The 23,510-nt window shown below is 36.2% G+C and carries 23 protein-coding genes; 9 read left to right on the top strand and 14 right to left on the bottom strand.

The genetic code is table 11. From position 1 onward, the window contains the following. Positions 1-27: 27 nt before the first annotated feature. The 10 genes from ACO1O5_RS22410 to radA form a co-directional block, all read right to left on the bottom strand. Complete coding sequence (locus ACO1O5_RS22410; RefSeq protein WP_486274277.1) at positions 28-264, bottom strand: hypothetical protein; 237 nt, start codon at positions 262-264, stop codon at positions 28-30. 73 nt (positions 265-337) lie between these two features. After that, the gene (locus ACO1O5_RS22405) at positions 338-640 is read right to left on the bottom strand and encodes an FtsB family cell division protein (protein ID WP_486274275.1); all 303 of its coding nucleotides are present in this window, start codon (positions 638-640) and stop codon (positions 338-340) included. 65 nt (positions 641-705) lie between these two features. Next, positions 706-1,995, bottom strand: coding sequence for a phosphopyruvate hydratase (eno, locus tag ACO1O5_RS22400; protein ID WP_486274274.1), 1,290 nt, complete (start codon positions 1,993-1,995; stop codon positions 706-708). Between the two features lie 12 nt (positions 1,996-2,007). After that, positions 2,008-2,931, bottom strand: a complete 924-nt coding sequence (gene gldA, locus ACO1O5_RS22395; protein ID WP_486274273.1) for a gliding motility-associated ABC transporter ATP-binding subunit GldA — start codon at positions 2,929-2,931, stop codon at positions 2,008-2,010. Positions 2,932-3,033: 102 nt separating this feature from the next. Further along, positions 3,034-4,272, bottom strand: coding sequence for a PSP1 domain-containing protein (locus tag ACO1O5_RS22390; protein ID WP_486274271.1), 1,239 nt, complete (start codon positions 4,270-4,272; stop codon positions 3,034-3,036). 243 nt (positions 4,273-4,515) lie between these two features. Further along, entirely contained in the window at positions 4,516-5,736 is a 1,221-nt protein-coding gene (locus tag ACO1O5_RS22385; protein ID WP_486274269.1) for a DNA polymerase III subunit, read from the bottom strand. A gap of 68 nt (positions 5,737-5,804) precedes the next feature. Beyond that, the gene (locus ACO1O5_RS22380; RefSeq protein ID WP_486274267.1) at positions 5,805-6,356 is read right to left on the bottom strand and encodes a glutathione peroxidase; all 552 of its coding nucleotides are present in this window, start codon (positions 6,354-6,356) and stop codon (positions 5,805-5,807) included. 101 nt (positions 6,357-6,457) lie between these two features. Continuing rightward, positions 6,458-7,852: a hypothetical protein gene (locus ACO1O5_RS22375; RefSeq protein ID WP_486274265.1), complete on the bottom strand. Its 1,395-nt coding sequence runs from the start codon at positions 7,850-7,852 to the stop codon at positions 6,458-6,460. A gap of 31 nt (positions 7,853-7,883) precedes the next feature. Beyond that, a complete protein-coding gene (locus ACO1O5_RS22370) occupies positions 7,884-8,585 on the bottom strand; it encodes a ComF family protein (protein ID WP_486274263.1) in 702 nt (233 codons plus the stop codon). Positions 8,586-8,596: 11 nt separating this feature from the next. Further along, a complete protein-coding gene (radA, locus tag ACO1O5_RS22365; RefSeq protein ID WP_486274261.1) occupies positions 8,597-9,991 on the bottom strand; it encodes a DNA repair protein RadA in 1,395 nt (464 codons plus the stop codon). A gap of 398 nt (positions 9,992-10,389) precedes the next feature. On the opposite strand from radA, the gene ACO1O5_RS22360 reads away from it, so the two are divergent. From ACO1O5_RS22360 to ACO1O5_RS22340, 5 genes are read left to right on the top strand one after another with little or no spacing between them, the layout of a single operon-like run. Further along, the gene (locus ACO1O5_RS22360) at positions 10,390-12,648 is read left to right on the top strand and encodes a TonB-dependent receptor (RefSeq protein ID WP_486274260.1); all 2,259 of its coding nucleotides are present in this window, start codon (positions 10,390-10,392) and stop codon (positions 12,646-12,648) included. A 49-nt stretch (positions 12,649-12,697) separates the two neighbouring features. After that, entirely contained in the window at positions 12,698-13,339 is a 642-nt protein-coding gene (locus ACO1O5_RS22355; RefSeq protein WP_486274258.1) for a hypothetical protein, read from the top strand. A gap of 7 nt (positions 13,340-13,346) precedes the next feature. Then, positions 13,347-13,934, top strand: a complete 588-nt coding sequence (locus ACO1O5_RS22350; protein ID WP_486274257.1) for a hypothetical protein — start codon at positions 13,347-13,349, stop codon at positions 13,932-13,934. Between the two features lies 1 nt (position 13,935). After that, positions 13,936-14,541 carry a hypothetical protein gene (locus ACO1O5_RS22345; protein WP_486274255.1) on the top strand — a complete coding sequence of 202 codons (606 nt, stop codon included), beginning with the start codon at positions 13,936-13,938 and terminating at the stop codon, positions 14,539-14,541. Beyond that, positions 14,531-14,818: a winged helix-turn-helix domain-containing protein gene (locus ACO1O5_RS22340; RefSeq protein WP_486274253.1), complete on the top strand. Its 288-nt coding sequence runs from the start codon at positions 14,531-14,533 to the stop codon at positions 14,816-14,818. Before ACO1O5_RS22345 ends, ACO1O5_RS22340 begins: the two co-directional genes overlap by 11 nt. A gap of 11 nt (positions 14,819-14,829) precedes the next feature. Here the strand turns inward: ACO1O5_RS22340 and ACO1O5_RS22335 are convergent, their stop codons facing one another. Together ACO1O5_RS22335 and ACO1O5_RS22330 are read right to left on the bottom strand one after the other, a co-directional pair. Continuing rightward, the gene (locus ACO1O5_RS22335) at positions 14,830-17,013 is read right to left on the bottom strand and encodes a T9SS type A sorting domain-containing protein (RefSeq protein WP_486274251.1); all 2,184 of its coding nucleotides are present in this window, start codon (positions 17,011-17,013) and stop codon (positions 14,830-14,832) included. Positions 17,014-17,181: 168 nt separating this feature from the next. Continuing rightward, complete coding sequence (locus ACO1O5_RS22330; RefSeq protein ID WP_486274250.1) at positions 17,182-17,655, bottom strand: hypothetical protein; 474 nt, start codon at positions 17,653-17,655, stop codon at positions 17,182-17,184. Positions 17,656-18,002: 347 nt separating this feature from the next. Between ACO1O5_RS22330 and ACO1O5_RS22325 the strand changes: the two genes are divergently transcribed. From ACO1O5_RS22325 to ACO1O5_RS22310, 4 genes are all read left to right on the top strand, one after another. Then, the gene (locus tag ACO1O5_RS22325) at positions 18,003-18,938 is read left to right on the top strand and encodes an ABC transporter ATP-binding protein (protein ID WP_486274248.1); all 936 of its coding nucleotides are present in this window, start codon (positions 18,003-18,005) and stop codon (positions 18,936-18,938) included. Beyond that, positions 18,916-19,797: an ABC transporter permease gene (locus tag ACO1O5_RS22320; protein ID WP_486274246.1), complete on the top strand. Its 882-nt coding sequence runs from the start codon at positions 18,916-18,918 to the stop codon at positions 19,795-19,797. The genes ACO1O5_RS22325 and ACO1O5_RS22320 overlap by 23 nt, the downstream gene beginning before the upstream one ends. Positions 19,798-19,886: 89 nt before the next feature. Beyond that, positions 19,887-20,579: a LolA family protein gene (locus ACO1O5_RS22315; protein WP_486274245.1), complete on the top strand. Its 693-nt coding sequence runs from the start codon at positions 19,887-19,889 to the stop codon at positions 20,577-20,579. Positions 20,580-20,641: 62 nt separating this feature from the next. After that, positions 20,642-21,481, top strand: a complete 840-nt coding sequence (locus tag ACO1O5_RS22310) for a transketolase (RefSeq protein WP_486274243.1) — start codon at positions 20,642-20,644, stop codon at positions 21,479-21,481. Between the two features lie 92 nt (positions 21,482-21,573). On the opposite strand, the gene ACO1O5_RS22305 is transcribed toward ACO1O5_RS22310, so the two are convergent. Next, a complete protein-coding gene (locus tag ACO1O5_RS22305; RefSeq protein WP_486274241.1) occupies positions 21,574-22,794 on the bottom strand; it encodes an FtsX-like permease family protein in 1,221 nt (406 codons plus the stop codon). Positions 22,795-22,873: 79 nt separating this feature from the next. Then, the gene (gene rbfA, locus ACO1O5_RS22300) at positions 22,874-23,242 is read right to left on the bottom strand and encodes a 30S ribosome-binding factor RbfA (RefSeq protein WP_486274240.1); all 369 of its coding nucleotides are present in this window, start codon (positions 23,240-23,242) and stop codon (positions 22,874-22,876) included. Positions 23,243-23,510 lie beyond the last annotated feature (268 nt).

Genomic DNA, 23,510 nt, shown 5'->3' with positions numbered 1-23,510 from the left:
GGACTAAAATAGCTTTTTAAAATGATTTTAATGAGAATATAACTGACCGGCATTTTTTGAAGTGTGCTGTAATATTTTATTCACTGCTTCATCCCTTGGAGAAAGAGAAATCTCTTCGAGATTTTTCTGACCTGCTAGTATCTGTTCGTAGGATTCCTGCAAATCCCAATCCGCTTCTAACGCTGCTTTTATTGCTGCAGTCTTTTGTACAGACGTCTCATTATAGAGATACTGTACCAGATCTTCTGGTGTGAATTTAATCATGAAATTAAGGGCTTTAAAATAAATAATATCCAATCCAATTTATAAAACGCGATTATGTTAGAAATATTGTGTCCTATCTAATTGAAGATGAATCGGAACTGATGATAAAGAGATCTTCATCGTCTCTTTTCATCATATACTTCTCTCTTGCATATTTTTCAAGAGTTTCAGGATTCGTTTTCAGCTGGCTAAGCTCTTGTTTTGTGTCATCAATTTGCTTATCCATTACTTTTTCACTTTCCTGCAGTTTTTTCAATTCGCGAATCCGCTTCAACTGTAAGGCAAAATCATTTCTGTCAAAGAACAGCATCCATAAGGCAAAAGCTGTGCCAGTTACCAGGTATTTATTGGTGAAGAAATTGCGAATCTTTTGCATTTTTTTGATTTGTAAGGACATATAAGAGTACCCTCAATCACTTCTTCCACTGATATTTTCGGAATTTACTTACCAAATTTAATTTTTCCTTTTGGAAAAACAGCGCTGTCTCCCAATATTTCTTCTATTCTTAGCAATTGATTATACTTTGCGATACGGTCAGTACGGCTTGCAGAACCCGTTTTTATCTGTCCGCAATTTAAAGCCACTGCCAGGTCCGCGATAGTCGTATCCTCTGTTTCACCGCTCCGATGGCTCATTATAGTATTGTAGCCATTATTTTGTGCAAGAGAAACTGCATTTATGGTTTCCGTTAGTGTACCTATCTGGTTTACTTTCACAAGAAGTCCATTGGCTGTACTATCGTCGATACCCTTCTGAAGTCTTTTTACGTTTGTGACGAAAAGATCATCTCCCACCAATTGAATTTTTTTACCCATCTTGTCAGTCATTAGTTTCCAGCCGTCCCAATCATCTTCAGCCATGCCATCTTCTATAGAAATAATGGGATATTGTTTAACCCAACTTTCCCAATACTCAACCATTTTTTCGCTGCTTAATTTTTTACCGTCACTCTTATGAAAATGGTACACTTTTTCTTTTACATCGTACATTTCGCTAACCGCAGGATCCATGGCGATTGAAACCTGCATACCGGCTTTGTAACCCGCTTTATCTATCGCTGTCAGCACGGTTTCAATGGCTTCTTCGTTACTTTGAATATTTGGAGCGAAGCCGCCTTCGTCACCAACATTTGTGCTATAGCCGTTCTTTTTCAATACAGCTTTTAATGCGTGAAAAATTTCGACACCCCACCGCAGTGCTTCACTAAAAGATGATGCACCAATAGGCATTACCATAAATTCCTGGAAATCTATTTTATTATCAGCATGAGCGCCACCATTTAATATATTCATCATCGGAATAGGGAGAATCTTGGCGTTAGTGCCACCCACATACCTGTAAAGCGGAAGATTTGCCTCTAACGCCGCCGCCTTTGCAACTGCAAGGCTGACCGCCAGGATTGCGTTGGCGCCAAGAGAACTTTTATTTTCAGTTCCGTCAAGCGCAAGCATGGCGCTATCAATACCTGTTTGGTCGGCAACATCCCAACCTGTAAGTTTATCCGCAATTAGTGTATTTACATTTTCTACAGCTTTAAGGACTCCCTTACCGCCATAAACTTTTTTATCTTCATCACGTAATTCAGCGGCTTCGTGTATTCCTGTACTTGCTCCGGAAGGAACTGCTGCTCTTCCCAAAAATTCGGTTTCAGTAAGTACATCTACTTCTACTGTTGGGTTTCCGCGGCTGTCAAGTATTTGCCGAGCGTGTATGTTTGCAATGTAGCTCATAATTTTTTTTGATTAATTGTTTTGAATATTGCCTGTTAAATTTCTAAATACTTCTTCAAGACTTTTTACTTCGCTTTGTAATGAAAGAATATTTAAATTTTTTTCCAGGCTGAGTTTAAGAATTTGTCTTTTTATATTTTCAGGATCTGAAGTTTGAATTTTATAAAGAAAGGAATTCTCTTCGTCAATTTTTTGAACGCCGTCTAACTTAAATAGTTCCTGAGGATCAACTGGTGCGGAAAACTGAACCATTACAATATGGTAAGCGTTATTTGCTACCTGAAGGTTGGATAGAGTATCGTCAGCAACAATGCTCCCTTTATTAATTATTACTACTCTGTCGCAGATGCTCTGTACTTCCTGGAGAATGTGTGATGAAAATAGTACGGTCTTATCCTTACCAAGATTTTTAATCACCTGCCTTATTTCCACTATTTGGTTTGGATCTAATCCGCTCGTTGGCTCATCCAAAATAAGCACACCCGGATTATGAATTAATGCAGCGGCTAAACCTACTCTTTGTTTATATCCTTTGCTTAATTGGCCGGTCTTCTTATTACTTTCGATTCTTAATCCGGTTACATCTATTACTTCTTCTATCCTTTTTTTTCGATTTATTTTTATCTGATGTATTTCGGCAATGAAATTTAGATATTCACGAACGTACATTTCATGATATAAAGGATTGCCTTCCGGCAAGTAACCAATTTGTTTTTTGGCTTCCAGAGAATTTGTATTTACATCAATACCGTTTACCATAACATTTCCTGAATCGGCCTTTACATAACCTGTTACAATTTTCATTGTCGTGGATTTGCCTGCGCCATTTGGACCTAAAAATCCAACAATTTCATTATTTGCCGCGGTAAAGGAAACGTTGTCAATTGCTTTTTGATCGCCATAATTTTTCGTAAGATTGGAAATAGTAATTGACATGTGGACGAGTAACAGGAAAAAGAATTTTTTTTAAAAATCGCGTAAAAATACAATAAGTATTCTTTTTAAAAACTGTGCGGAGGAAAATTTGATATTAATTTCCTACCTATGTTTCTTTCTTGGCGGCCTGTTTCTTGTATTGCTGGAACCTTGAGTATTTTGATTATTGTTTGGCGAATTTCTTTGTTGTTGCTTATTGGGTTGATTCTGCCTTCTATTGTTGTTATTGTTATTATCTCTTCGCTTACGGCTATTTTTTTCCAGAGACTTTAAGCTTATATGCCCAACCACATCTACAAATGCAGGTTCGGCCTCTTTTAATTTACCGCTTATAATTTCTACTGTTTCTAAGGCTTCTGGCTTTATGCCCTGCCTGTTTTGATCTTTTATTTTTTTCACACTTTCAATGGAAAGGGGGTAATGTCTTGTGCTATCAGGCATTGAATACCACATCAGGTTTCTAAAAATGTCTTTCTTAATCAAAAAAGCCCGGCCTTTAGCAACCTCAATTACTTCGGCATCATCAGGAAAATGTTGCAAGGCATCGAGATAAGTATCCAACTCGTAATTGAGACAACATTTAAGTCTTCCACATTGGCCGCTCAATTTGGTTTGATTAATGCTGAGATTTTGATACCGCGCTGCATTTGTATTTACACTCTTAAAATCGGTAAGCCAGGTGCTGCAACACAGTTCTCGTCCGCAACTACCAATGCCACCCACTTTGCCGGCCTCTTGTCGTGCACCTATCTGCTTCATTTCCACTTTCACTTTAAATTCAGATGCGTAAATCTTAATGAGTTCGCGAAAATCTACCCGGTCATCGGCGATATAGAAAAAGGTCGCTTTCCTGCCATCAGCCTGAATTTCAACTTCAGCCATTTTGAGATCAACTTTTAACTGTCTCGCTATTGCCCTGCTTCGAATTAATACCTGGTGTTCGCGGGCCTTCGTCTCCTTCCATTTGTGAATATCGCTTTCTGTCGCAATCCGTAATATTTTTTTGAATTCAGAAGTATCTTCTTTTAACCCATGTTTTTTTAGCTGAAGACGAACCAATTCTCCAGTAAGACTCACCGTGCCAACATCAAAACCACTTATTCCTTCTACCGAGATCACATCGCCTTTTTCAAAAATCTGCAAAGAGTTATTTCTAAAGTAATCTTTCCTGCTACCCTGGTTGAACGAAACTTCAACAATTCGGCAACTGCTCTCCGGGTCACTGAAGGGCAGATTTGCCAACCAGTCATGAACATTCATGCGATTACATCCTCCGGTACTGCATCCTCCGTTACTTTTGCACCCATTAGGGCTACCCGTACTACAACTAATGCAACTCATATTGATCGCGTCATAAAAAATGTGATTAATAAATAACGGAAAATGTACAGATATACAGACGAAGATTATAGTCCGGGCAATATTAAATTCTTACCTACAATTTACTTCCCTTACGCAAAACACTTTAGCTAATTGTCAACTATGATAATGTGGTTTCAAAATTAATAACAACCGAAAATGCGTATAACTAAAAAGTTGATTCTAATTATAATCAATTAAAACATCTGCAAAATTTCCATTTCCTCAATCCATCAAAATTAATGAATTATCCTTAATAATATGGTAGAGCCTTATTGAAAGGGCATGGAACAACATTTTGGCATGAGCATTTCTTTCTATATAAAAAATTGCTTTGTCCAATTCATTTATAATAGCTTCCTCTGCCTCAATGCTACACATCTTATTTAGCCTTAAGGCAAAATCAATTTCATTCGGAGGCATCTGCAAATCGTTATCATTAGTGTCGGGAGAATAAAGAAAGCGAAGCCTCAATGCCTGTCCAAGTAAATGGATAAAATATTTTATAAACTGTTTTTGCTTTTCCCGCCCCATTTGGCTGATTTCATCAATCCATTTAAGTTGGGCCGATGTGTTATTTTTCAAGGTTACATTGAGCCATTCTCTTAAAAGGGTTTCCCAGTTTTGTTCTGCATTCTGCAACATTTGTAATGCCTCGCGATAATTTCCTTCGCTTACCGCAGCAACTTGTGATGCACGCTGAGGTGTAACGTCTGCACGTTGTATCAAGGCTTCTTCAACCTCAGTATTAGTAAGCGACGGTATTTTTATTAATTGCGTTCTGGATAAAATGGTAGGCAAAATTGAACTTTCGTCCTGGGCTACAAAAATAAAAAGCGTATCGGGTGGAGGCTCCTCAATCAGTTTGAGAAGTTTATTTCCGGAATGACCCAAAAACTCGGGCATCCACATTATTAGAATTTTATAAGTGCTCTCGAAAGATTTTAGACTGAGTTTATGATTTATCTGGTTACATTCTTCGGCGGTTATATTTCCCTGCTTATTTTCCGCACCCAAAAACTGAAGCCAGTCATAAACATTTCCATATGGAGCCGAGGTAATAAATTCGCGCCAGTCAGCCATATAGTCGTCACTTACCGGTGGAGTTCCCGATTTTTTTGGAATTACCGGAAACGAAAAATGTATATCAGGATGAATAAATTGCTGTGCTTTAATACATGAGGGGCAATGGCCACACGAATCTAAAAGATCAATATTTTTTGACGCTGCTTCACTATCGTCATCGCCAAATAAACCTGCTTGTGGAGTTTTTTTTTTTTTCGCAGAAGTGCAGACTATATATTGCGCAAATGCCAGGGCTATAGCAAGATTGCCGCTACCCTCTTTTCCCAGAAATAGTAATGCATGGCTGAGCCTGTTTTGTTGAACGAGATCTATTAAATGTTTTTTAATAGCCCGCTGGCCAATTACATTTTCAAACTGCACTATTGTTTTATTAATAAGAATAAAAAAATCTAGAAAAGAAAGGGAGATAAAAATAAAACCTCCAAAATTTATTTTAAATATTTCACGATTTCATCGCTCATTGGGGCAACATTACTATCGAATTTTGCGATTAAATTTCCATTTTCGTCCAATAAAAATTTATTGAAATTCCATGTAATGGTGGCATCCAAAACACCATTTTCAGATTTATGCGTAAGCCACTTATATATAGGTGCCATGTCATCACCTTTTACAGAAATTTTTGCGGCCATTGGAAAAGTAACGCCATAGTTTTTGGTGCAAAAGGCTTTTATTTCATCGTTGCTGCCAGGTTCCTGGCTATTGAAATTGTTTGCCGGAAAGCCTACAACTACCAGCTTATCCTTATATTTTTCATATAACTTTTCAAGGTATTCATACTGAGGTGTAAAACCACATTTAGAAGCAGTATTTACAATTAATATCTTCTTTCCCTTAAATTGGGCAAAGTCAATAGTGTCGCCACTTAGTCCCTCAACTTTAAATTGATAAATAGACGATTTTACGATGGGCGTATGTTTAGGTGGAATGATAAAAGATATGAGTATTAATGATGCGAAGGCGATTAATATTTGTTTCATTTAATTTTTTTGCAAAGATACAATTTAACAGGATTGGAATCAGTCTGTAAAAAATAACTATAGATTTATATTTTACTCGTATTGCTATTTCTTCAAAGAAATTAGTATTCATAGCAGCCAATATCAGGCTTGGTATCTCTTAATTTATCGTCAAGATCGCGGGGAAATATTGTTATAACACCCGCGTCAATGGCAGGAGAATTATTTTTTAAATGAAAATCATATTTATTGTGCGATACATCAATGCTATCAAATTGTGGATCCATATTTTTGATTGATTGAGAATCAAAAATGCCGTTGGCAATATCGTTTTTAGCCTTGTAAAGAACGTGATCAAAATTCACAGGAAAAGGATTACTGGTTTGTATATTGATAGCAATTTCATCATCTACATTTCCATTATCTCCCCAAAAAATACAGTTTTGAAAAAATGCCTTAAGAGGTTGTGTTAATATAACACCATTTTGCATGGCCGCATTTGACGCTTGTAAAACCGGGGTTTGATGTGTGATGTAAAAATTATTGTAAGATGTAACCGTGCAATTAATAAAGCGGTAGTCACCGCCGAGTTCGAGTAATATATTACTGCCGCAATTACTTATGAGGCAATTATCAGCATAAATATTCGTATTTATGCCCAACACACCCACATTGTAAATGTTATCAATAACGCACTGAGATAACGTTACTTTAGGATTTGCATCCATCGAAAGATCCTGTGCAATTACTCCCTGGTATGCATTCTTGATGAAGGTGTGTGTTAAACGATTGTCTTTACTGCTGCTGCTAAAAAAAATCCCGGGCCATCCTGCCGGTAAATCTTTATAATCAGGATCAAGCCTATCGCTGCTAAAAACAACACTATCTTGTTTAGCACCATTTACAATTAAAGTACCATTAACTAAAAAGGGCGCATTAGCATGCAGGTATACTCTTGTGCCTTGTTGAATAGTTAGTGTTGCAGTAGAGTCAATTAGAACGCCGCCGAGAATTACATAAGGTAAGTTTTTGTTCCAGCTTATGTTTTCCTTTATCGTTACGCTTTTTAAAAATATTGCGTTTTGCCCATAGGCTTGCAACTGAACGAACCGTTGATTGCCGTTATAGCTTATTAAAATGCTATCCTGTATTAGAAATGGAAGATTGGCAGCAGTTGGATCTACATTCACTTGTACAAAAACGTAAATGCTGTCGTTAGCATTTATCTCGATATTGTCAACCTCAGCAGCAGAGGTTCCATCAACATTTATTTTAAATGCCGAAGTTGTTCCTCCTGATAATTTTACCTGGGATAGACGCAGTTTCTGATTGTTATTATTAAAAATTTTAAAACTCTGTGTAACAGAGCCTGTCGAGGTAAAAACTGTATCGTATCTTAATGTGTCTACGCTGGTTGATACATTCGCCTGGGGGCTTGTAATAAAAGAATCTTTCCTGCAGGAAAATGCTAAAATAGCAGCCACACAAAAAAAGGATACATATTTTACAAAAGTCATCTATCAAAAATATGTTTAATTATATAACGGTTTATTTTTTTGAAATTGCCAATGAGGCAACACTTAATTTAATTCCTTCTATTTTTAAAATTTCCCTACCGCAAGCTTCAATGGTTGCTCCTGTCGTTATAACATCATCAACTAATAAAATATGTTTGCCTTTCAATAAGGCAGGTTCAATCACTGAAAAACTTTTTTCAACGTTTTCCCATCTTTGAATTCTACCTTTTTTAGTTTGGGTCTCAGTGTGAAGTATTCTCACTACGTTTTTTGTTATTATAGGGATGTTCATTACTTCATTTATGCCTGAACAAAGTATTGAAGATTGATTGAATCCTCGTTTAAATTCCTTCGCGGTAAACAACGGTAAAGGAATTAGATAATCAATATTTGAAAAGCGATTACTGCTGAGCATGTTTTTTCCCATTATTTTTCCGAGATATAATCCCAGTTTTTTGTTACCCCGGTATTTAAATTCGTGAATGCAATTTTGGATAATGGAATCCTTGGAAAAATAAAATTCGCTCATCCCTGAGGTAACCGCGACACGTCCCCAAAAAATTTTTTCAACCGGGTTACCCGCATGTAAGGCAAATCCTGTATGTGGCAAATCGTTGATACAATCAAGACACAAAAAATTTTCTATTTCTATAATATCACTTCCACAGCCAATGCAGTTGTGCGGATAAAAAAAGTGAACCAATGGAGACAATATTGCTGTGGTAAGTTTCATTTCTTAAAATACTAAAACAGGTATTGATATAATTCTTCCACTTTTCCTAGCGGCACTATTTCAATGCCATGCCTTCCGGCCGGCTGGCCAAATTTGCTTTTCCCAAGCCCCTTGGTATTATACTTACTCACAATTATCTTTTCAAAACCAAGTTTTTCAGCTTCTGCAATTCTCTGCTCAATACGGTTAACTGCCCTTATTTCGCCACTAAGCCCAACTTCCCCTGCAAAGCAAATATGTAATGGCAGGGCAACATCTTCATAAGAAGAAAGTAATGAACTTAATACCGCAAGGTCAATAGAAGGGTCTTCAACTTTTAAGCCACCTGCAATATTTATAAAAACATCTTTTACGCCAAAATGAAATCCCCCTCTTTTTTCAAGTACGGCTAACAACAGTTGCAGTCTTCTCAGATCAAATCCGGTGTTGGTTCTTTGGGGTGTGCCATATACGCTTTGCGTTACTAATGCCTGCACTTCTATTAACAGCGGCCTTATTCCTTCCATAGTTGCCGCTATTGCAACGCCGCTAAGTTGTTCCTCTTTTTGAGTTATTAATATTTCAGATGGATTACTTACTTGTCTCATGCCTTCACCAGTCATCTCATAAATGCCGAGTTCCGATGACGACCCAAAACGATTTTTGAGTGTGCGTAGAATTCGGTAAGCATAATTGCGATCGCCTTCAAACTGCAAAACAGTATCAACCATGTGCTCAAGAATTTTAGGTCCTGCAATACTTCCATCCTTCGTTATGTGTCCTATTAAAAAAACGGGCGTATTAGTTTCTTTTGCAAAACGCTGAAACTCGGCTGCACTTTCTCTTATCTGCGAAACACTTCCCGGAGCAGACTCTACGTAAGGCGATTGCAGGGTTTGGATCGAATCTACAATTACCAGTTTTGGCTTTAGTTTTTTAATTTCCTGGAAAATCGTTTGTGTGTTAGTTTCAGTAAGAAGGAAGAAACTTTCATTTTCAATTTTCAATCGATCGGCTCGCATTTTTATTTGCTGCTCACTCTCTTCACCGCTTATATATAATGTAATAATATTTTGTAATTGTAAAGCGGCTTGTAAAAACAATGTTGATTTACCTATACCTGGTTCACCGGCCACTAACACTATACTTCCTGTAACTATTCCTCCACCAAGTACGCGATTCAATTCTGCATCTGCAGTTAGAATTCTTTTTTCTTCACCACTCGACACATCCTGGAGAGATATTGTTTTAACTCCGTTGCTAAGTCCAGAAAATTCTTTCCATTCCGTTTGCTTTTTGTCAGTGCCTCTTACAATAACTTCTTCAACAAAAGTATTCCATTGCTCACATGACGGACATTTGCCTAACCACTTAGCACTTTCCTGCCCGCAATTGCTACAGAAAAATGCTGTCTTTGTTTTACTCATTCAATAATTTAATGAGCAATGAAATTAAGCAAACATTGTGACAGGAAATAAAATGGGCATACGAGGTAAGCAATTATTGAAGTACAATTTAATTAGTAAGTTTTCTTAAAGAAAAGTAAAAGAGCTGGTACTACTACCAGCTCTTTGTACTTACTAACCCATTAAATTCTATTGCTAAATTACAAATTGCAGCCACATAAACAAATTAATTTTAGGTGATGTTAATAAATTCCAATGAGACATTCATTTTAGCGAAAATCATGGCGATCGCATTTATATATTGATTATCAATACCTTAATTAGGAGTGATATTTTTTCTGCTATATTATTAAAAAATTTCCACTTGAATATTTGGTTTATATTATAAACTACTTTATTATTGTGATAAATTTATGAAAATGTTTAGGTATTTACTTTTGTCATTATTTATAATAAGTTTTAAGGCAACCGCACAGGTAAGAATTTCAGGAAAAATTACCGATAATCATAATAAATCCCTAGCAGGAATTAGCATTAGTATTCAAAATTCATATGATGGAGCTACGTCAGATTCATCAGGAAAATATTCGTTTACAACTTCTGAAAAAGGTGCGCAGCTTTTGCAGGTAAGCGCAACCGGGTATAAACCATTTGACCAAACAATTAATATTAACGGAGCACCCTTGAATATTAATATATCCCTCAAAGAGGAGATAACCGAATTAAAAGCCGTTGTAATAACTGCCGGCACTTTTGAAGCAAGTGATCAAAAAAGAGCAAGTGCTTTAAGTCCGATCGATATCGTAACAACTGCAAGCGCTAATGGTGATATTACGAATGCCATAAAAACCTTACCCGGAACGCAACAGGTTGGTGAAAGTGAAGGTTTATTTGTGAGAGGCGGCACTGCGAACGAAACAAAAATATTTATTGACGGAACTTTAGTTAATAAATTTTTCTACAGCAGTGAACCCGATCTGGCAACCCGAGGAAGATTTAATCCATTTTTATTTAAGGGAACTATTTTCAGTTCGGGTGGTTATTCCGCTTTGTATGGACAGGCACTCTCTTCTGTGCTTTTACTCGAGTCAATAGATCTGCCGGAAAAGACTTCGGCTGATTTCGGAATTTCTTATCTCGCCGCAAATGCGGGCATTCAAAAACTTTCGAAAGATAAAAAATTTTCATGGGGTGTTACCTACGCTTACACTAACCTGGCTCTTGTCTATAATTTCATCAAACAAAAGTTCGATTATTTCAGGGTTCCTGTATTGCACGAAGGTGATGCTAATTTTAGAATTAAAACTTCCGCAACAGGTATGCTCAAATATTTTGGTTCGTTCAGTACGACCAATGTTGGTTTCAGAAACCAGGATGTAGATTCATTAGTTATGAAAGATGCTTTTGGCCTTAAGAATTTATATACATATCACAATTTGTCATGGAAAGAAAAAATTGGTAATGGCTGGAAATTAAATACCGGTGTTTCCTACAGTTTTAATCATGATAAAATTAATGATGAATTTCAGAATGCAAGCAATGAAAAGCAAAGCGTTTTAAATGATTCTTTATATGCGTATAAAAATTTTAATCTTGAAAATAAAGGACAATATGCCAACGCAAAAATTGTTTTTGAAAAGAGACTATTTAACCTGAGCGCCGTAAGATTTGGCTCCGAATATAATTACAGCAATGAAGAGACAATTTATACACGTTACGAGGGAACGAAATATCCTCAAACCGTGAAGGAAAATATATTTGCAGGTTTTGCTGAAACGGATGTTTATTTAACCAATGATATTGCAGCGAAATTTGGTGTAAGAACAGAACATTCTCAATTGCTCAATAAATGGAATGTTGCCCCAAGAGCCTCTTTGGCCTATAAATTTCAGGATAATAGCCAGTTCTCTGTAGCATATGGAATTTTTTATGAGAATCCTGAAAGAAAATATCTTCCTTCGATTAATCAATTGCATTTTTCGCGAGCAACTCACTATATAGCTCAGTACCAAAAAATTTCTAATGATCGCACTTTCCGTACCGAAATATTTTATAAGAAATATATAGATTTGTTTAAAACCGGGCTTGGCAGTAACGGTACATTCGCAGCGATTAATAACAATGGCTTTGGTGACGCAAAAGGGATTGAATTCTTCTGGAGAGATAAAAAAACTATACGGAATGTAGACTACTGGATTTCTTATTCTTACTTAGACACCAAGCGTGATTTTCTTAATTACCCATTTTCAATAGAACCTTCGTTTGCTACCAAACACACCGCATCGTTGGTGGTTAAAAAATTTGTAACGAAACTGAAAACACAATTCAATGCTTCGTATTCATATGCAACCGGCAGACCTTACTACAATATCAATTATGATTACAGAACCAGTAAGTATACAATCTACGACCAGGGACATACCAAGGATTATAATGATTTAAGCTTAAGCGTAAATTATTTGCCAAGTGTGGGAAAAGTGAAAGCCAAAAGCTTTACAGTTTTCGTTTTATCACTCACTAACGTATTAGGCGCTAATAAGATTTACACGTATAATTATTCCGCCAATAATCAGAACAAGGTAGCAGTAACGCCTCCTTCAAAAAGGTTTTTGTATCTGGGATGCTTTATAAGCCTGGGAATAGACAGATCACAGGATGAAATAAATAATCATTTATAACAAATAGAATCAATAATAATAATTAAAGCAACAACTAAAACAATCAACAATGAAAAAACTTCTTTTATTCACTGCAATCATCTGTTTTGCAACCGAAAGCTTTGCTCAAAGTGACAAATATATTAATGCTATGATAGCTAATATAGTGCAGTTAGATTCTGTTATGGCGAAAGGAAATGCTGTTGAACTAGCCAACAATTTTGAAAGAATTGGTAATGCTGAAAAAACACAATGGCTTCCTTTCTATTATGCGGGGTATTGCACCGTTATGAATGCTTACAATGAAAAGGATGTGGCTAAAAAAGATGCTATTGCCGATAAAGCGCAACAATTTATCAACAAAGCAGATTCTATTTTAGGTAAGGAAAATTCAGAAACCGATGTCATTAAAAGCATGATTGCAACAGTGCATATGACGGTGGATCCACAAAGCCGGTACATGACCTATGGTCCGCAAATAACTGGATACCTGGAGAAAGCAAAGAGCCTGGACACGAGCAATCCGCGGCCTGTGTTGGTTCAGGCAGAAAACACATTTTATACACCTGAGCAATTTGGTGGCGGCAAAGATGCGGCCAAATCACTTTTTGACCAGGCAAAAACCTTAGATGATAGTTTCAAGCCGGAAACCGAAATTTCTCCTAATTGGGGTAAAAATGCTATTAACTATTTTCTTTCTCAATATAAATAATTAATTCATGAATGAAGAAACACCAATGACAGAGAAGGAAAGCATGGAATTGATCACATCAATGATTAATAAAGCAAAGAATAATTTCAGTGAAAGAGGATTACTATATATCGTTTGGGGATGGGTGATCTTATTTTGTTGTGCCGTAAACTTTGGAGGAATATTTTTTTTTAATTATTCAAAATCCTACCTGGTATGGATTGTTGTTGACGTGGTGCTTATTTTTCAAATAATTTATTTGAGAAGGAAAAAGAAATTCGGGGGAACAAAAACATACACCAGTGAGATAAATTCATTTGTTTGGATTGTATTTTTTATCTGCATGGTATTAATGGTTTTCATCTGTATTGCTTTTAAAAAATATGAAATGATTAACCCCATGGTATTGATGTTATATGGAATGCCAACCTTCTTATCAGGTATAATTATGAAGTTTAAGCCATTGGTAATTGGCGCAATCTGCTGCTGGCTTCTTGCACTCATATCACCCTTTATCAATATTGAATACCAGATTTTGTTAATTGCAGCTGCTATTATCGCCGCATGGCTTATTCCCGGGTATCTTCTAAAACAAAAATTTAAAAAAGAAAATTAATATGGAAGAAAAAATACTTTCGGAGCGGGAAAGCCTTCAGTTAATTACAAAAATGATCAACCAGGCAAAAAACAACTATTATGAAAGTGGCCTTGGGTCCTTATTATGGGGGTTTACTAACTTGATCTGTTTTGTATTAGTTTATCTCGAAGAAACCGTTAGTTGGTTTCGACTCCCATTCAATCCTTTTTATTTAATGCTCATTACTTTTGTTTTGCAGATTTATTTTGACAGGAGAGAAAAAGAATACAAGCAGGTGACTACTCTTAAGCAGGAGACCTGCCAATATGTTTGGCTGACTTTTGGCCTAAGTGTTTTAATATTAACCATCGCAGGGGGCTTTGCTGATATCGGCTATATTGTGTTACCATTGCTTTTATTATTATTTGGAATACCTACAATGATGACCGGATTAATTAATAAATTTCCCCCGTTTATTGTTGGGGGAATTTCCTGTTGGATTTTTTGCATTGTCGCATTTTTTTACAAGAGTAATTTTACCTATCTGCTTGTTGCTGCGGGAGCGGGATTGGCGTGGATTATACCGGGATTTATTTTAAGAGCTCGTTTTTACAAGAACATCGCAAAAAGCAAATATGGAGTTTAAAGAACTTGATCCCATATTACATTCTCAACTACGCCTTGCCGTTATGTCGCTTCTTATAAGTGTAAAAGAAGCGGAGTTTACTTTTTTAAAAGAGAAGACAAATGCAACTGCAGGCAACTTAAGTGTCCAGATAAATAAGCTAAAAGATGCGGGCTACATTGATATCATAAAACAGTTCAATAATAATTATCCGCAAACGATTTGTAAAATTAATAGTAAAGGAATTACCGCATTCGAGAATTATGTGAAGGCGTTACAAAGTTATATGACTCTTTAATATGAAATTTATTATTGTTTTATAATTTTTTTCGTAGACGTTTCCGTTCCCGAAATAAATTGAATAAAATAATTCCCGGAAGGCAACTTAGATAATCCGTCAATAGAAATATTGTTAGGGCCTGCGCTTAATTGAATATTTCTGGAAATCACTGTACTTCCTTCTGAATTAATTACTCTGCTAACGATCTTCTCATTTTTATCCCATTCTGTATTTATATTTAAATAAGCAGAAAAAGGATTTGGTGAAACGATAATTTGCATTTTATTATTTTTTAGATTTATCGATAAAACTTTTGAAAAAGAACTTTTGCCATCAAGATCGATTTGTTCAAGTCTATAATAAACAACAGAACCCAAAGCATACGAAACATCATCTAAAAATGAATAGGAATGCAGCAATGATGTGGTGCCACTTCCGGTTACGCTTCCAATTTCATTAAAAATATTTCCATCAAAGCTTCTTTCGACGATATATTTATTACAATTGATTTCCATAGAAGTGCTCCAGTCGAGTTTTACTTTTTGATCTTTTAAAAGAGTGGCGTTAAACGAAACCATCGTTACCGGCAAAGGTCCATTGTCAGGCCCATTATTCGGACTGATGATTGCTGTTCCGTCATCGACGAAAGATACATTAGCATCAGATTGAGCCATTATTCTAGCGATGTTCAATATTGATGGAACATGCTTTCCAGCTCCGGGGTCATTAACCGTAACTTTAAATTGAACTTTATAAGTTTCGTTTGGACCTAAAGTGCCGCCACTAGTACTTGTGGCTCCTGTTCCTATTCTAAAGCGAATTGTTCTGTATAGCCCATTCGAAATGTATTCGGCCATGTCATCGCCGGCAATATCAGATTGAATTCCCGGGATAACTCCGGGAGCGCTGATTATCTGTAAAGAGTTTGGGAGATAGGTTACTGTTGAAGGTAAAGTATCAGCAATTACTACTGAATTTGCATTACCAGGTCCGTTATTTCCGCCCGTAAGTGTATAGGTTAATATTTCATTTATGTCTGCAAAATGATTATTATTGGCATCGCTCACAGCATTATCAAGGCTAATGGTTGGGTCTTTCATTTTAATTGTAAAAGTAAAAAGCCCCGGAAAGTATTTATCGGCGGTAGTTCCAAATTCCAATGTTACTGAGCTCGCATTTGGTAAAATGCCATAACCGCTTCCTACGTCAAACTGATCAATATCCACACCCATCTGGTTGGTATAATTTGGAAACTTGGATGTAACGTTAACACCATTGTCAGTAATCGTGCCATTCCAGACGTTATCGGGTTGATTGGTTGCGTTGGAAAAAAGATTTGAATTTATTTTCAGATAATCGCCATTAAGATTTGCATCGCCTTCCCATGCCAACACTCCCATTTTTGCGTCGCCTGCTTCGAGTATGCCTGACGGTACATTTAACCCAGATAAAGTAACCGTTGTGACCAGGGGATTTCCATTATTGTATACCTGTTGGAATCCATCAAATATTCTTATGCTGCTGTAGTTCAACGAATCATTTTCATACACAACTACAATACACCAGCCTCCATTATTTCCTCCATTGTCAATTGCACCGGTACTTAGCGGCGCATTACCTACCTCGTAAGTTCCGGCTCCAAAGTTTTTAACCAGATCAGTAATATCAGCATACGCCTGGTATTGGCTATAACCAGAAACAATCGTTATTTTATCAATTCCCTGCGCCATAACATTTGAATAAGCTCCCGATATCCCTTTTCTTATTTTGATAATTTGATTTGAATCAGCAGTCAAATCAAAATCTGCATTTCTTACCCGACCACCCCAATACAAACGTGCCAGTTTAATTACATTATTTCCACCTGGCAAAATCAAATCGGCAGAAGAAGAATTGACCGTAACACTTCCAAATCCGCTATTGCCGTCAATGTCAATATTTTTCATGTTTTCATTATCGTTGCCATATATACTATTTCCGTTAACGCTGTTATCATTCATTTTCAAAGTGTTTACGGTGTCTTTATTAATAACCTGCAGCAATGTATTTCCAAATATGGCAGTTCCTCCTTTTATATTGTCAGAATATATAAGACCGTAAGGCCTGGCCTGGCCGACTGAAATAAAGCAGCTCAATTCAAAAAATAAATAGAGAATGCCAAAAATTCTTATTTGTTTTTTGTGCTTTATTTTATTAAGAAATGATATATCCATTTATTCGGAGTCTGGTTAAAGACGAAATAAAATTTACATTGATCGTTACGTTTCAGAGAATATGGGTTTACAAAAGCAGGGAAAATCTTAGGGTTGGAATGTTATCAATGCGATTAAATTACTTTGTATTGATTCCATAAAATTTCTTTTCATATAAGGCAGAATAATTTAGTCGTTCCCCCGCCTGGGATAAACTACATTGAAAAATAAAACAAAACCCGCCCGGTTTATTAATGAACCTACAATTATTTTTTTTAGAATTTGTTTGAAACTATTTCTTTCACTAAGTGCAATTGCTATCGACCCTGTTGTGAATGTCCTGTTTATTGCCCTGGTTAAATGAAATCCATCGGTTAAACAAACTGTTACCGATTTAGCGCCAAAAAATGCCGGTCTTAAATCACCTTTATCGTAATTTCTGTATTTATTTTTCCAGGAGGTTTGAAAATCCCAAAATTTATTGCCCATTCCAAGGTAATGATGAACAACGGACTGGTTAACGCCATCTGCACTCCCCGCAAGGAACTGGCAGGCATACATAGCAATATCTTTTTTTGACTGCGTTTTCTTAAAATCGTTGGTTTGAGAGATACAGCAATAAGGAAATGCAAGCGCAAGAAGCAAAACAATTTTAAGTTTCATGAATTACTACATTTATTTTTAATCAATTGAGGCCCCTGGCTTTTAATTTGGTCAACTGTTTTGCCATCATTCAGTACGATTGATGTATCCAGATAGTTTAAAAAAATAACGGTAAAGGAGAATTGGGAATGGTATAATCAACCATTATAAATGCAAAAAAATGTAAGCATTTGAATTTCTAAGGATAATAAAGGAGCAGGGAGGGTTATTTGTCTTGGGGTAATTCTTAAGAGCTGGTAGTGCAAAATTAGAAATGATTCTGGTAAATCAAAGCATTTCCCCTAAAACTTTATCCCGGAAAGAACTTAACATCGCTTCTTTTGTTGTTCTATATCTTTATAGCAGACATGACGACATTAATAGAAGTAAAAAATCTTACAAAAAAATTTAAGGACATCATCGCTGTCGAGGACCTTTCGTTTACCGTTAATGAAGGCGATGTGTATGGTTTTTTAGGGCAGAATGGCGCCGGAAAATCAACGACCATGCGGATGTTGCTTACACTTATTAAACCAACTTCGGGAAATATTACTGTCTTTAACAGGGACTTATTTACTAATAGGGAAGATATATTAAGAAAAACGGGCGCCATTATAGAAAAGCCTGACCTATATAATTATTTAACTGCATACGAAAATGTCTCTTTCCTCGCAAAGCTTTCAGGAAGAATCATTTCAAGAGACGTTGCGCTGGAATTTCTTAAGATGGTAGGATTAGCTGAAAGAGCTTACAGTAAAGTAAAAACATTTTCACAAGGCATGAAACAGCGTTTAGGCATCGCCGTAGCTCTTGTTCATGACCCATCGTTAATTATTCTTGATGAACCTACAAACGGGCTGGACCCACAGGGGATAGCCGATACCAGAGAACTCATAAAAAATCTAAGTTACGGGCACGGGAAAACGGTAGTAGTTTCATCTCATCTTCTTTCGGAAATTGAATTGATGGCCAACCGTATTCTTATAATTCATAAAGGGAAAAAAATTGTGGAAGGCGCTTCGAAAGACTTACTCGATCCTGCAAAATCAATTGTTGAAATTAATACAACTGATGATGTTTCAACATTGAAAATTTTGGAAGGCAGTGACTGGCGTACTCATATTAAAACATCCGTTCCGGGGAAAATAATACTGCAACTTGACAAAACCCTGGTACCTCTTTTAATAAACCATCTTGTACAAAATAATGTTGGTATTCTTTCCGTTGAGCCACGGCATTCATTGGAAGATTATTTCCTGTCCTTAACAAACCCCGAAGCATATGTGGAACCTGCTGAAATTTGAATTGTTCAAAACTTTTAAAAAGCCACGAACATATATCGCGTTTGCGGCAATTGCCGCTATTGTATTTCTCATTCAGCTCGCCTTATTAATTAACGGTAAAGAATATGTGCAGTTTATTTTGAGCAGTGTTGATGAAACATTAATAATCCCCTACGCAAAAATTACAAATGGTTATTGGATATGTTTTGCCATCTTAAATCTTTTGCTGATTCACGTTCCCATTCTTGTTGCTTTGGTATCGGGTGATATCATTGCCGGCGAGGCAAATGCAGGCACATTACGACTCTTGCTTACAAAACCCATAAGTCGCACAAAATTAATGCTCGTAAAATTTATGGCATGTGTAATCTATACGTTGATATTATTAATATGGATGGCATTTTTGGCATTGTTTGTAAGTGTTGTTTTATTTGGAACAAATGATCTTGTAGTTGCGAAAGAATTTGAATTGATGCAAATTGAAAAGGCAGATGTATTGTGGCGTTATTTTGCCGCGTTCGGCTTTGCCGCAGTTGCTTTAATTGTAGTTGCGGCTTTATCATTTTTTCTATCTTCCATATCTGATAATTCAATTGGGCCAATAGTGGCGACGGTATCTATAATTATTGTGCTTACTATTTTAAGTGAATTAAAAATTCCGATCTATGATAAATCATTGAAGCCTTACCTTTTTACAACGCACATGCTCGGTTGGAAAGGTTTTTTCTACATAGACTCAAACGCTGAGGGCCAAACAATAAGAGGCTCTATAAGTAATTTGGCTGCCATATTGAAAAGCCTTTATATTCTGATTGCATATATTGTAATTTTTACGGGAGGCGCTATTTTTATATTTAACAGGAAAGATATTCTGACATGAACGATGCCTAAATTTTTTATAATATTCATCTTTTAAAACAGGGCAGCATAATTAAGTTGTTAATTTTAATAAACACCTGAATTTACTCTATGAAAAAATTTTCTTTATTGGTTTTCTTCATTGCTTTGCAATTGCCTTATGTTTTTTCCCAGGAAACGAACGCTTTATTACAAAGAGTAAGAGATAAATTAAATCTCGTAAACAATTATGAGGCCGATGCAATTATGAGAACAGATATTTCATTTTTAAAGGTGCCGCAGGCAAATGTAAAAGTGTATTTTAAAAAGCCGGATAAGTTAAAGATCAGGAACGATAAAGGAATTTCTTTCGTGCCAAAAGGTGCCGTTAGTATCAATCTCAATAACATTATCGCAGGGAACCGGTTTACTGTTATCAATGCAGGCAGTTCAACCATAGACAACGTACCGGTTACTATTTTAAAATTATTGCCCGAAGATGAAAACAGCAATGTTATACTTTCAACAATTTATGTTGATGAAAAAAATGCAGTCATCGTTAAGGCAAAAACAACAACAAAAGATAATGGGACATACGATCTTGAAATGAAATATGGCAAGTATGTCGAATACGGCTTGCCGGATAAAGTAGTTTTTTTATTCAATACAAAGGACTACAAGATGCCAAAGGGTGTTACTTTTGATTACGATGATACAGAAGCGAAAGAAAATGATGATAAAAATAAAGGAGGTCAGGGCAAGATAGAAATTAGTTATTCATCCTATAAAATTAACAACGGAGTTAGCGATGAAATTTTTAAATGACCGATGGGCTTTGTTGCATATAAAAATTGATGTACGTTCGCATAAAATAATAATTTAAAAAAATGGAAATTAAGGAACTGAAAGATATAGCAGCCCAGGTAAGAAGGGATATTGTACGCATGGTATATAATGCTCAAAGTGGCCACCCCGGCGGATCTTTGGGTTGTGCAGATTTTTTTACGGCCCTGTATTTTAAAATTATGGAACGTAAAAACGGTTTTGACATGAACGGCAAAGGGGAGGATATATTTTTTCTTTCCAACGGCCACATATCGCCGGTTTGGTATAGCACGTTGGCGCATGCAGGATATTTTCCGATAAAAGAACTGGACACCTATCGCAAAATAGATTCAAGAGTTCAAGGCCATCCCGCAACAGCGGAACACTTACCCGGAATTCGCGTGGCATCGGGATCGTTAGGGCAGGGCATGAGCGTTGCCATTGGCGCAGCAACTGCGAAAAAATTAAATAAAGATGGACATATAGTTTATTCCCTACATGGCGACGGCGAATTAGATGAGGGACAAAATTGGGAAGCTATTATGTACGCTGCCATGCATAAAGTTGATAATTTGATTTCCACGATCGACCGCAATCACCAGCAAATTGATGGCACTACCGAAGATGTTATGGGCTTATCAAGTTTAAAAGATAAATTTCTTGCATTCAATTGGGAAGTTCTTGAAATGGATGGTAATAATATGGAAGAAGTAATTTCTACTTTACAAAAAGCCAAGACCTTTGTTGGTAAGGGAAAGCCCATTGTTATCATAATGCATACAATAATGGGCAAAGGTGTTGACTTTATGGAAAATAATCATGAGTGGCACGGCACAGCACCAAATGCTGACCAGTTTAAAAAGGCTATGGAAGAACTTCCTGAAACTTTAGGAGACTATTAAATAAAATGTTGGATGTGAAAAGTTTGATGCACGATGTAACTCCCCCTAAAATGTTTACCTCGGATATCAAACATCGTATATCGCAGATCCAATCAGGCTTTCAAATTGAACAACTGTTCCGATGCTTTTTTTGCAGGAAACCATGATGCGCCAAATGCAATAATGAGCGCTGTAAGCGTAACCAATATAAAATCTGTTATTACTAGTTTTACAGGGAAATAATCTATCAAAAAAGAATTTCCTACCAGTTTTATTATTTTAAATTTCACCTGCAGGTAACAGATAATTAATGCAAGTAAAATACCAGTTCCGGCACCAGTAACTGCAAGCAATAAACCTTCGCTAAGAAAAATTTTTTTGATTAAATTTTTATCGGCACCAAGAGATTGAAGAACACTTATGTCTTTTCTTTTTTCCAAAACAAGCATAGTTAAAGCCCCTATCATATTGAATGCCGCTATAATAAGAATGAGCGTAAGAACCGCATAAATTACCCATTTTTCTAACCGCATCGAAGTATATAAACTGGCATTTTGCTCATATTTTGTAAGCACTTTATATTTACTACCCAACCTTTTTTGAAGTTCTTCTGTAAACTTATTTGTTTGAGACGGATCGATTAGAGAAATCTCGAATGCGCTAAATTCATCAGCTGCATAATTCATTTGTTGTTTTACGAAACCAATATTAGTAATTACATATTTATTATCGAAATCCTGTTGAATAGCAAAGCTCCCTGATGTTGTTGCATTGCCTTCGCTTAGCGCCGCAAGCGGATTTGAATTGGCCTCATTTGTTTTTTTAGGAAGAAAAACAGTAATGGGTAAGAGATTCTTATCAGCCTGTACTCCTATGGCATTTTCAATGCCTGCGCCAAGAACAAGTTTTGGTTTATCAACTGTACCGGGATCAAAAACGCCGTGGAACATGTTCTTTGGAACGCCGGAAACTTCAGGATAATTAGCATCTACTCCTTTCAATAATACTACCGTTTGTTGGTCACCATTTTGCAGTAACGCCTTTTCTTCTGCAATGAGTGAAGTGCCTTTTACACTATTAAGTTTCCTGATAGTGTTTATTTGGTCGCTTGTTAAGAGAATCGTTTTTCCTTTAGCGGGAAAAACTTTTACATCCGAATAAAAATTAGAATAAAGCGACTGTACCAAACCTTCAAAGCCATTGAAAACGCTTAAAACCAAAACCTGGCACATAGTAGAAAACGCAATTACACCGGCTGTAACCCACGAAATTATGTTAATAGCATTGGTACTTTTTTTTGCTTTAAAATACCGCCAGGCAAATTTTAGATACAAGATTTAATTTGGTTGTGTTGTTAACTGGTTAGATATTTCGTCATTATTGAGTTACGACTGTTCTATTGCTCATTGCTTACTACTTTTTGTCTTCGTGTTCTTTTTTAATGTTATCAAGCAATTCTTCAATTTTAAAAACATAGTCTAACGTATCATCTATGTAAAACGTTAGTTGCGGTATGCTTCGTAACTGGTGACGGACCCTTCTGCCCAGGTCTCCTCTTATTTCGCTGCTCTTTTCTTTTATTTTTTCCAAAGCCGCTTCATTGTCTCTAACCTGGAAGAAACTCAAATAAACCCTTGCTTCAAAAAGGTCGGGGGTTATTTTTACTGACGCTATGGATACCATTCCCCCTTCAATCATAGTAAGTCCCATTTTTAGAAAAATCTCGTTTAATTCTTTCAAAATAACTCCTGCCACCTGCTTTTGTCTTTTACCTTCTGTCATTATATAATATTATTAGTCTTTGTAAAATTAGCTACTTTGCGTCTATTACTACTATAAGTAGGAGATTCTTAAAAGAATCAAATGACGTCTTTAGAAATGCTTTCGCGACGTAACACAGGAAAAATTGGACAAAGAGGACAAAAATAGTTGGTAAAATCTTTTGAAAGGTTGTACTGGAAGGGGTTTCAATGAAGTAAATTGAAACCCTTTTCAATTTCGGATATTATGACAAAAAAAATCTTGCTGGGGTTGCGGTAGTAATAAAGTT

It is taken from the genome of Ginsengibacter sp. (genome assembly GCF_057362405.1).
This window is presented reverse-complemented; position numbering and strand designations above follow the sequence as displayed.

Coding starts and splice junctions, on each gene's coding strand:
- ACO1O5_RS22410 (WP_486274277.1), bottom strand. CDS start 264: ATGATTAAATTCACACCAGAAGATCTGGTACAGTATCTCTATAATGAG.
- ACO1O5_RS22405 (WP_486274275.1), bottom strand. CDS start 640: ATGCAAAAGATTCGCAATTTCTTCACCAATAAATACCTGGTAACTGGC.
- eno (WP_486274274.1), bottom strand. CDS start 1,995: ATGAGCTACATTGCAAACATACACGCTCGGCAAATACTTGACAGCCGC.
- gldA (WP_486274273.1), bottom strand. CDS start 2,931: ATGTCAATTACTATTTCCAATCTTACGAAAAATTATGGCGATCAAAAA.
- ACO1O5_RS22390 (WP_486274271.1), bottom strand. CDS start 4,272: ATGAGTTGCATTAGTTGTAGTACGGGTAGCCCTAATGGGTGCAAAAGT.
- ACO1O5_RS22380 (WP_486274267.1), bottom strand. CDS start 6,356: ATGAAACAAATATTAATCGCCTTCGCATCATTAATACTCATATCTTTT.
- ACO1O5_RS22375 (WP_486274265.1), bottom strand. CDS start 7,852: ATGACTTTTGTAAAATATGTATCCTTTTTTTGTGTGGCTGCTATTTTA.
- ACO1O5_RS22370 (WP_486274263.1), bottom strand. CDS start 8,585: ATGAAACTTACCACAGCAATATTGTCTCCATTGGTTCACTTTTTTTAT.
- radA (WP_486274261.1), bottom strand. CDS start 9,991: ATGAGTAAAACAAAGACAGCATTTTTCTGTAGCAATTGCGGGCAGGAA.
- ACO1O5_RS22360 (WP_486274260.1), top strand. CDS start 10,390: ATGTTTAGGTATTTACTTTTGTCATTATTTATAATAAGTTTTAAGGCA.
- ACO1O5_RS22355 (WP_486274258.1), top strand. CDS start 12,698: ATGAAAAAACTTCTTTTATTCACTGCAATCATCTGTTTTGCAACCGAA.
- ACO1O5_RS22350 (WP_486274257.1), top strand. CDS start 13,347: ATGAATGAAGAAACACCAATGACAGAGAAGGAAAGCATGGAATTGATC.
- ACO1O5_RS22345 (WP_486274255.1), top strand. CDS start 13,936: ATGGAAGAAAAAATACTTTCGGAGCGGGAAAGCCTTCAGTTAATTACA.
- ACO1O5_RS22340 (WP_486274253.1), top strand. CDS start 14,531: ATGGAGTTTAAAGAACTTGATCCCATATTACATTCTCAACTACGCCTT.
- ACO1O5_RS22335 (WP_486274251.1), bottom strand. CDS start 17,013: ATGGATATATCATTTCTTAATAAAATAAAGCACAAAAAACAAATAAGA.
- ACO1O5_RS22330 (WP_486274250.1), bottom strand. CDS start 17,655: ATGAAACTTAAAATTGTTTTGCTTCTTGCGCTTGCATTTCCTTATTGC.
- ACO1O5_RS22325 (WP_486274248.1), top strand. CDS start 18,003: ATGACGACATTAATAGAAGTAAAAAATCTTACAAAAAAATTTAAGGAC.
- ACO1O5_RS22320 (WP_486274246.1), top strand. CDS start 18,916: ATGTGGAACCTGCTGAAATTTGAATTGTTCAAAACTTTTAAAAAGCCA.
- ACO1O5_RS22315 (WP_486274245.1), top strand. CDS start 19,887: ATGAAAAAATTTTCTTTATTGGTTTTCTTCATTGCTTTGCAATTGCCT.
- ACO1O5_RS22310 (WP_486274243.1), top strand. CDS start 20,642: ATGGAAATTAAGGAACTGAAAGATATAGCAGCCCAGGTAAGAAGGGAT.
- rbfA (WP_486274240.1), bottom strand. CDS start 23,242: ATGACAGAAGGTAAAAGACAAAAGCAGGTGGCAGGAGTTATTTTGAAA.